This window comes from Leadbetterella sp. DM7 (assembly GCF_040829825.2).
Lineage (GTDB): Bacteria > Bacteroidota > Bacteroidia > Cytophagales > Spirosomataceae > Leadbetterella.
Map to the genome: position 1 here is coordinate 1 of NZ_JBFOLH020000030.1, position 7,391 is coordinate 7,391.

Consider the following 7,391-nt stretch of genomic DNA (forward strand, 5'->3'; position numbering starts at 1 on the left):
TTCGTGACCATAAAGCTAAACAGCATTATGCAATATGATAAAAACCCCGATTTCGGGGCTTTTTATTCTCGTAACACCAAAGGGGCAAATATTATATCACAAAACCTATTGTATCATCCGTATTTCCAGTATTCACGATACTTTCGTAATAATTTTGCAAATCGGATCTCTCCTTTTCTCCCAGAGTTTGAGAAGTTAATAAAGCAGGTTTTTTTCTATTTGTCTGAATAAACCCAACTGATTTGAAAGAAATATCTCCTGAAAATAGGTCTATTCGCCAATCCCATTCTTGTTTGTAGTTGATAAAGTCGATATTTCTTGGTTCAACTGGATTGGCAAAATCAATTGAATTTATTGTAAGAGGATGTGAGAAATCAAAATCGAAATGGATGTCCCAAACATTTAAAAATATAAGGGTTGCAGGAGTAACCAAAAATTTAAATTGTTCTTTATCTGAAACCCACTCAAGGATATAATCAATATCTAATATAAATTCAAATTTCTCAGGATTAAATTGTATAGAATATATTCTACAATCATGCCAACCCATTTGGTCAAAATCCTTCTCCGTCCATTTTTCTTTAAAAATTAAGTCCATATAATTCAACTAGTTTTGTCTTGGTAATTACCCTGTTCAGATTAAAGGTCATTTCCTTTTCCTTCCCTTGCAGCTCAAACCGGTTCTGGAAGCTGTTCACGATACCCGTACCATTTAAACATATGCCCCAAGGACAAAGTTACTGCCTATTTAAAAGAACTTTCTGCATTTGTTAAGCACCACATTTGAAAGATACTTTTTTCAGTTGAAAAAAGAGCAGCACGTTTCAGTGTCAGACAGCTAAGAGAGCTAAAAAACTCTCTCAAAAGCAGGTGTGCGCCGACAGTAGCATCCCCCAGGGCCAGTACAGCCGCATTGAAAACGGTAAGGTGGAACCCTCTATCTCTACCCTGGAAAAACTGGCTGCGGTGTTTGAAGTGGATATGGCTGCGTTCTTTAAGTCTGATGACCTCGACCAGGAAGTCAACCTGCCCCCGATGCAAAAAATAAAGCTGATCGATACCCTCGCTGCTGACGAGCAGCAGGCACTGCTTAAAATGATCGATCTCGCACTGGCCAATAAAAGAATGAAAGATAATCTTCAGTCCATTATCCAACAATAAATGAAAAAGGCTCCCTTGTCGGGCAGCCTCGGGGGAGAAGGGAGATCACATTATATAGTACATCGTAACCTTTACTGTTTTTCTATCTCAACATTTCTTGAAATAATAAAATTACAATCTGTCGATACAGGCTCTGAAACCGAGTTGTCAGGGTCAATAGAAAAATAATAGCCATTATCTAACCTGGATATCTTAAAATCTTCCACATATCTAGGGTCATCCTCAAAAAAAGTAAAATTCATTTCAATAATGTCCCTCATGCTGATTATTGTAATTGCTTTATTATCAGAAAGGTATATTTTTGCTAATGCTACTTCCTCTCTACTAAAATCTATTCTTTTAATAAGAAGATCTCTTATTTTAATCTCTTCATTTACTATGAGATTATACGCTTTAGTGTCGCAAGCTATCATTCTACTCTATTTTACGAGTTTTATATTCATCTTTTAACTTTTCATTTGCTTTAGGAGGTCGACCAGGCATCCTATCTCCACGTCCAGAAGGATTATTGGGGTTAGGTTTATAATCATGAACATGGTCTCCTCTTTCGTTTTTAGGAGCATTTTGACCATGACCTTTATTGTATTCTTTTGTACATTTCCATCGGAACCATACTTTTTAGTTGTTGTCCCCGATTTATTAGTTTGCATAGAGTTAGATTCTCCTTTATCCGGTAGTCTATTTTTAAATCTTTTTCCTACATCATCAATATTTTTTCCCCCAGATTCATTTACCTTAGCTGCAGTTTTTGCAACATCATCAGCAACATTTACTACATCATCAATTTTACTTCCTCCCTTTATTAGTTGGAGTAATTTTCCCGCATTTTTTGTTAATCCTACCCCTGTTGCTCCTGCGCCTGCAGAAATTGCTATAGACTTTCCGTCTACATCTGTAAATGAACTCCAGCCCTTACCATCTATTAAGTTTTCCGCAACTTGTATTCCATAATCAAATGCTGCGCCGCTTGCCGCACCTACGATATACGGACAAATCGGACAATTACCGTCAGGATCATTCAGGTTAGTAGGATTATTCCAAAATGCAGCGTATGGGCTTTTATCAATTTGATTCGGGTGGTCTGCGAGAGCATCCACCCTGTCCCACCGCCCGATCGTCGGATTATACACCCTCGCCCCAAAGTCTACCCTGTTCAGGTTAAAGGTAGATTCTTTTTCCTTTCCCTGCAACTCCCAACGGTTCTGAAAAGCGTTCACACTCCCCGTCCCATTCAAACGCACCCCCCAGGGATCAAAATCCGTTCTTGCCGTCTGAACCACACCCGATGAGCCCTCCTTAAAACTCACCCGCGTGTTCCCCAGGTGATCTTTGTAATCAAATTCCAGCTTCCACACTCCCGACTCAAAGATAGCTCTTCCATCCGGAATACCATATTGATACGGCTGACCGTTTTTAAAAATAAAACCGTCTGCATACTCCCAGTATTCTCCCGTGCTGTATTGCGTACGAATCAGCTCGCCATCTCCATCGTAGGTGTACCTGATCCACCGGCCATCACTTAAATTGATCTCTTCCGGTAGGTTCAGATACGTATTGTACGTGATATTGGTGATCTGTTCATTTTCGTCACTCTTCAGCGCTCCGTTGGCATAATACGTATACCCTCCGCTACCCCGCTTCACAAAATCTACTTCGTTATTGCCGCTCACCCCATCATTGACCGATGTCAGGCGGTTTCCTGAATACGTATAGCTCAGGTTATCCATCAGCCCGAAAGAACCGCCCGTTTTACCATTGCGCTGAAGCTGGGTGATATTGCCGTTTTTACTGTAATTGACATTCGGAATGCTGTAGTTCTCGCTGCCGATGCCGCTGTAGGTGGCCGTCTTTAACCGCGACTGCGTATCATACGTGTATGTATAGTTCCTTATCCCCACAGGCGTAGTGCCGTTCACATGATTCCACGACTGCTTCCCGATATTGCCGCCCCACTGCCCGGCCGTTTCGTACTCCAGCTTATAGCTGAACAGGTCTTTCGCCGTGCCGTCGGGAACCGGGCTCCCCGAGCCGTTCAGGTTAATGCCCAAAAGACCGCCACGGATATGCCATGTGTAATCGACCACCTGGAGGTAGGTATCTGTTAATGGAATTCATTAAAGGAGTCCCTTTGATCTGCTTTAGACTGTCGGGATGGCTCACTGCTCCGCCCTGCGCAACGGTCTGTGCTGTCGCTCCGCCCAATGGAGAAGCAGGAAGATGATATATAGAAATTGCCTGGTTTTAAAATCTCGATCACACAATTGGGGTTACATCCTTAAGTAGAGTGAGAGGACAGTAAGGGATTCGACCCCTTACGTCCTACTCGATTGTCCTTTTGTTCCTACAAAATTATTCGTTCAATTTTTGTAGAATTCAGGAAAATTTCAACTAACATTACTTTATTCCTACGTTTTCCCAAAATGTCCTTTTCCTATATTTTCTCTTCAATTTAGACAAGACGATATTTTCGAATTCTAGTTTTACATTCCTATTTGAATCTCCTTTCAAATCATGGTTAACTTCCTTCCAATTGTACAAATCCTGTATATCACAATCAGCATCATCATTTTTTTTATATATTGTAAAGTATTGGAATATTATCCTTTTCATTGTTTATTATCCTTAAAGTTAGGCGCATTAGCTTTGGCATAACTATGTCATGTCACCTTGATAAATAGTATATAAAGCGGTCATTTAAAGGATAAAGAATGAATGATGTTACCGGCTGCTCAAATCTACTTTATAATTACACCGCTTTTGAAGAATAAAACAAAAAACCCAGTGTGATTGCAAAGTATAGAAATGTAATTAAAAACGTTATCGGTTTAGACAATGGCTGATAGTTAGTATATACACTCTCCTTTATGCCCCAAATGTATTTGTTAATGGACCATAAAAGTAAACCTAATACTAGTCGGACAATCCATTTGTTTCCTAGTTCATCGGTTAGTGGTATCCTAAATTTAAAAATAATAGACATATCCAACACAAAGAAAATTTGCATTAGCATAACGCAGAAAATTACACCCAGGTCAGGATCAGGATTCCCAATACTATGGAATAACCTGTGAAGTCCATTTAGATATTGATTAATAATTTTCATTTTTCTAAAAAATTCGTTGCGTTTTCTCTGTCATAATCAAGCCAAAGATCATCTTCATAAATGGCACCGTCTTGAATTTTGTGCAAGTTTGTTGGACGGTACCAAATAAAATAAAGCCCCGGTGGTCCAGGGCTTTTGTTATCTTATCTGATTTATAATTCTTTAAAATTCATCAAGCATAAACGCAGCTCTTTTGCTGACTTCAGTAGTCTTCTTTCTAATTTATCTTGGGGATTGAACCTTAAAAAATATTCATTATTCAGATTTATTTCTCTTCTTCCTATGCTTGATAAAACTTGCGCATTAAGTTTATTCAAATGTAATGTTCTCGTTTTGTCGTCATAATCAGGGAATTCTCCATTTTGAAGCATAAAAATAACTACTTGAAAATAATCTTCTATATTCTCGTAAGATATAGACACAACATGAGTACCATCTCCATACTGCACATCGTAGAAGGCGTTACCTCTTATCTTCTCTTCCGACACTTTAAAATTAAACTCAGTAATTAAAAAATTAAAGTATAATTTGACTATTGCTATATATTGGCTACCTTCTATCATGGCTTAATAACATTTATCGATTCTGGGTGGAGTTTCTGATAATTCTTAAGCATATTCTGCTCCATTTGATAAAATATACTTGGTGTCTTTCGCATAGGATCCAATCCTATATCTAAAATTGACTTACCACTTCTCATCTGCTGCAATATCCATTTTCGATTATACTGCATCATTTTACTTGTCACCTGATCTGCTGTGCCTGTAAACTTAGGCATATCATTCAAAATTTTAGCTCCTGGAATTTTAGATGCAGCTGCTTCAACTCTTGCCATACCCTCACCAATAATAATTATCCCCTTCTCAGCTCCTGCAGCTAATTTAAGTAAACTTGCCGCTCCTTTTACACCTCCTATTAAATCAGGGCTACCGGTGACTGTATAATCTACCTTTACAGGATTGCCCTCTATGTCATATACAATATTACCCTCTTTTCTCCCATTAATGTAATAATTTAGTTTCTCCCAAAAACCCGCTAATGCTTCTAGCTTAGGAACTGAACGTATATTTCTTCATTCATCTCCGCTATAGATTCTCGGCTTATCGGGGATTTAGTTACACCGGTTTTATCTTTATCTTCCACTTAATCTGATTTTGTACAATATTTACTTATTTATCTGGAGAGGGCAATCTTCAAACTCCTGTTCTCTAATGTGTTTAAAGAAGAAGTAGAATAGCGAGTGGGAGCTATGTGCCATTATTTATTTAGCTCCTTTATAACAATAATAATGGCTGCAACCAGTAACATAATCCCAGCCCCAAAATATCGAATTTTAATAGAAATATTAATAATATGATCCCTACTTTCTTTTATACCTCGCAAAATCAAATAAACTCCAATAGTAAGAGTAAATAAAATAAATAGTTTATTGTCCATTTTTTTCTTGAATTTTCAATTGTACTGTAATCTTCCCTAAAAATTGTAGCTATTCTTAGGGAAGATTACAGTTAGACAATGGAGAATGAGTCCCAGTTTCATAGGGCGCTATAAACATACTCCTCACCCACGACTGAAGTCGTGGGTAAGTGGAGATTACCAGATAGCAGGATAAAACCGCTTCTTTAAGGTAATTTTACTTTTATCAATGGGTAAATTCAGATTAGGAAGTATCAGGCTGGTAAAATAAAACTTCTCCCCGTTTTTCAATTCTACCAATGAGTAATGGTATTCATCCCACGGAAATATCATATTACGATTCTCTGCTTTAGGAGGAGTTTTTACTTCTGTAACTGACTGTATGTCAGATACATAAAATGTAATATCAGATAGTTTACCAGCTACTCGTAACTGTTTTTTTGATTCTTCATAATACACTTTCATACCTCTATTTAAATAATAATAGTTTAGGTGAATGACTAAAGTTGGAATCAAAAAGAATATAGTGAAAAACGGCAATGAAATCCATAAAAAACTCTCTATGTCAATACTCCCTCGCTTAAAATACATTAGGGCAGGAGTACCTATTAATGTTAACAATAAATAAAAGAGAAAGTTTTTTAAAAACCCAGTATTACTTTTTTTTGTTATTCTAAATATTTTCATCAATCTATTTATTTGATAACCAAAAACTTGTTATGCTTTTCTTAAAACTATTATAACTTATTTTCATTTCATTAACTACTTTTTGGCCAGCATCATACCCAACTTGCCCGCCATAAAAGGCTAAACCAACTAATGCCCTCCAATTACCTCCAATTTTTGCCCCAACTAAAATAGAACTACCCGTCCCAGTTAAATTATATGCCAATTTGTATCCACTAAAATCATCAGGACTTTGTCTTGTAGCAAAAGAAAATATGTCAATAGCTGCAGATGCTCCCCCTAAATAAGTTCGGGCTTTAGATATATATTTTCCCGCTGAACTCAATTTGCTTAAGTTCGTTATCGGCTTAGTCGCTTCCGTCATGGGTTGGTTTCCAAAAAGTGAAAGGTTCCGCCCTGTTAACCTATAATTCCCATCTACCCCTCTTCTGATTCCCTCTTTATACAAGGTTGTGCTCTTATATTCTCCCAACGTCCATAATCCTTCACCTACAACACCCAAACCGGTACTTATGTCACCAATAGGTAAAAGTTGCATTGAGTTCAAGCTATTCTTCTTCTTATCGTCATCTTTATCTCCATCATTTTGCCCCCGGCGCCCATCCATAAACGCTGCAATCTCCTCAGGGATATCCGTTGTTACCCGGTTTCCCTCATTCACCCACATACCGTTACGAAAGAGGATTATTCAGTACATAATTATACCCAGAATATCCGTAGTATAGCTCAGCCGCCAGAAGGTAACTTTTCTCTGTAATTCCCAGCGGTTCGTGTCTACATAACTTCCCGATCAACATCTCAAACTTTCAACTCAAAGAATTTTATGCTTATATGCGCAAGATAATTTTTCTTTTCTCTTGCCAAACAAGGTTCACATAATGGTTGACAGTACTAAATTGGATACCTTTATTCGTGACCATAAAGCTAAACAGCATTATGCAATATGATAAAAACCCCGATTTCGGGGCTTTTTATTCTCGTAACACCAAAGGGGCAAATATTATATCACAAAACCTATTGTATC

8 protein-coding genes and 1 pseudogene are annotated in these 7,391 nt (G+C 37.7%); 1 reads left to right on the top strand and 8 read right to left on the bottom strand.

All coding sequences use genetic code 11. The features are described 5' to 3' along the window. Positions 1-91 precede the first annotated feature (91 nt). The gene (locus AB2U10_RS18865; RefSeq protein WP_493820769.1) at positions 92-598 is read right to left on the bottom strand and encodes a hypothetical protein; all 507 of its coding nucleotides are present in this window, start codon (positions 596-598) and stop codon (positions 92-94) included. 254 nt (positions 599-852) lie between these two features. On the opposite strand from AB2U10_RS18865, the pseudogene AB2U10_RS18870 reads away from it, so the two are divergent. Beyond that, a pseudogene (locus tag AB2U10_RS18870) lies at positions 853-1,161 on the top strand (helix-turn-helix domain-containing protein); the annotation flags it as partial. A gap of 71 nt (positions 1,162-1,232) precedes the next feature. On the opposite strand, the gene AB2U10_RS18875 reads toward AB2U10_RS18870, so the two are convergent. The 7 genes from AB2U10_RS18875 to AB2U10_RS18905 form a co-directional block, all read right to left on the bottom strand. Next, positions 1,233-1,574 carry a hypothetical protein gene (locus AB2U10_RS18875; RefSeq protein ID WP_367916641.1) on the bottom strand — a complete coding sequence of 114 codons (342 nt, stop codon included), beginning with the start codon at positions 1,572-1,574 and terminating at the stop codon, positions 1,233-1,235. Positions 1,575-1,607: 33 nt separating this feature from the next. Next, on the bottom strand, positions 1,608-3,245 hold the full coding sequence (locus tag AB2U10_RS18880) for an RHS repeat domain-containing protein (RefSeq protein WP_367916642.1): 1,638 nt from the start codon (positions 3,243-3,245) through the stop codon (positions 1,608-1,610). 1,171 nt (positions 3,246-4,416) lie between these two features. Next, positions 4,417-4,827, bottom strand: a complete 411-nt coding sequence (locus AB2U10_RS18885) for a hypothetical protein (protein ID WP_367916643.1) — start codon at positions 4,825-4,827, stop codon at positions 4,417-4,419. Then, positions 4,824-5,099, bottom strand: a complete 276-nt coding sequence (locus tag AB2U10_RS18890) for a hypothetical protein (RefSeq protein WP_367916644.1) — start codon at positions 5,097-5,099, stop codon at positions 4,824-4,826. The genes AB2U10_RS18885 and AB2U10_RS18890 overlap by 4 nt, the downstream gene beginning before the upstream one ends. Before the next feature lie 422 nt (positions 5,100-5,521). After that, positions 5,522-5,701 (bottom strand): hypothetical protein, encoded by a 180-nt coding sequence (locus AB2U10_RS18895; RefSeq protein ID WP_367916645.1) that lies wholly within the window; start codon positions 5,699-5,701, stop codon positions 5,522-5,524. Between the two features lie 156 nt (positions 5,702-5,857). Next, positions 5,858-6,367, bottom strand: coding sequence for a PH domain-containing protein (locus AB2U10_RS18900; protein WP_367916646.1), 510 nt, complete (start codon positions 6,365-6,367; stop codon positions 5,858-5,860). 4 nt (positions 6,368-6,371) lie between these two features. After that, positions 6,372-7,028 (bottom strand): hypothetical protein, encoded by a 657-nt coding sequence (locus AB2U10_RS18905; protein WP_493820771.1) that lies wholly within the window; start codon positions 7,026-7,028, stop codon positions 6,372-6,374. Between the last annotated feature and the right edge of the window lie 363 nt (positions 7,029-7,391).

Coding starts and splice junctions, on each gene's coding strand:
- AB2U10_RS18865 (WP_493820769.1), bottom strand. CDS start 598: ATGGACTTAATTTTTAAAGAAAAATGGACGGAGAAGGATTTTGACCAA.
- AB2U10_RS18875 (WP_367916641.1), bottom strand. CDS start 1,574: ATGATAGCTTGCGACACTAAAGCGTATAATCTCATAGTAAATGAAGAG.
- AB2U10_RS18885 (WP_367916643.1), bottom strand. CDS start 4,827: ATGATAGAAGGTAGCCAATATATAGCAATAGTCAAATTATACTTTAAT.
- AB2U10_RS18890 (WP_367916644.1), bottom strand. CDS start 5,099: ATGGCAAGAGTTGAAGCAGCTGCATCTAAAATTCCAGGAGCTAAAATT.
- AB2U10_RS18895 (WP_367916645.1), bottom strand. CDS start 5,701: ATGGACAATAAACTATTTATTTTATTTACTCTTACTATTGGAGTTTAT.
- AB2U10_RS18900 (WP_367916646.1), bottom strand. CDS start 6,367: ATGAAAATATTTAGAATAACAAAAAAAAGTAATACTGGGTTTTTAAAA.